Below are 1,554 nucleotides of genomic sequence, written 5' to 3'. Positions count from 1 at the left end.
TTTGTGCTACCTAAATAGGTTGCATTATGTATTTACCGGAATGGATTCAACAGTTCAAGGAGCCTTTGACGGAAATCAGGCTCATCAACGGTACTTTTTACAAGTATCAAGTAAAGTATGTCTATGACAAGCAGAAAAAACGTTCGGCAAAGAAGACTATTTGCCTGCTTGGAAAAATCACCGAGACGGAAGGGTTTGTTCCTTCGTCAAAAAACGAGTTGAGGTTGCGAAATGAGGAACTTCCGCAAGTCGATATAAAGACTTTTGGCGTTTACAATCTTTTTTCGGAGTTGATGAAAGAAGAAATCTCGTCTTTGGGAACGTTTTTTGATGAGGAACATACGGAAACGATGCTCAGTTTTGCCATGATGCGCTGGGCGCATCAAACGCCGATAAAACGGGCGAGAGAGTATCATTCGCACGATTTTTGTTCGGAATTATGGGCGAGGAAATCGTTTTCGGACAAGATTGTTTCTTCGACCTTGAAATATTTTGGCGAAAACCGGCAGGCTGTCGTGGCATGGATGAAGACACAGTTGAAAGACGTGCCCGATGAGCAGAACTTTGTGCTGATGGATTCCACGCACACATTAAGCGTGTCGGAAAATCTGGCTGTCAATGTCAAGGGCTACAATCCGAATTTTGACTTTGACAAACAAATCCGGTTGATGTACCTGTTTTCGGCACAAATGAAACAGCCGGTTTATTATCGCCTGATTAACGGGAACATTACCGATGTCAAATCAATGGCATTGTGCATCCATGAAATGAACGTCAAGAACAAAGTCGTATTCATTGCCGACAAGGGGTTTTTCAGCACAGAGAACATTGAAATGATGAAAGAGGAGGAGCTTTCATACATCATCCCCTTGCACCGCAACAATTCACTGATTGACTTTTCGCCGCTCGAAAAACAGAATTTCAAAAAAGAGTTGAGCTATTTTCTTTTTCAGGATAGAATTATCTGGTATTATTCATATAAAAATGGGGATTACAATATGATTACGTTTCTTGACGAGGCATTAAGGATAAAGGAAGAAAAGGATTATCTGTCAAGAATAGAAACATATCCTGAAAATTATTCACGAGAGGGATTTGACGGCAAATTAAACCGTTTCGGGACGTTGACAATCATTTATGACATTGAAAATCAAATAAATATTGAAGAAAAGAACAAAAAAGGGAAAAAGAAACCGGCAAAGGAAAAAAAGATTGAACAAGTCATTTACGAATCGTACAAACAGCGCAACGATGTGGAAGTGATGTTCGACAGCTACAAAAACTATCTGGATGCCGATGTCTCATACATGCAGAACCGCTATGTGATGGAGGGTTGGCTCTTTGCCAACTTCTTGGCAATGATAGCTTACTACAAATTGTATTCGCGCCTGCTGCAAGCCGAACAGTTATCAAAACACTCGCCAAAAAGCGCAACGATGTGGAAGTGATGTTCGACAGCTACAAAAACTATCTGGATGCCGATGTCTCATACATGCAGAACCGCTATGTGATGGAGGGTTGGCTCTTTGCCAACTTCTTGGCAATGATAGCTTA

1 protein-coding gene is annotated in these 1,554 nt (G+C 41.1%); it reads left to right on the top strand.

What is annotated here, in order from left to right; all coding sequences use genetic code 11:
• Nucleotides 1-26 precede the first annotated feature (26 nt).
• Nucleotides 27-1,448 carry an IS1634 family transposase gene (locus tag ACYPWY_RS16190; protein WP_459686581.1) on the top strand — a complete coding sequence of 474 codons (1,422 nt, stop codon included), beginning with the start codon at nucleotides 27-29 and terminating at the stop codon, nucleotides 1,446-1,448.
• Nucleotides 1,449-1,554: the final 106 nt, after the last annotated feature.

The organism is Viscerimonas tarda (assembly GCF_054601255.1).
This window is presented reverse-complemented; position numbering and strand designations above follow the sequence as displayed.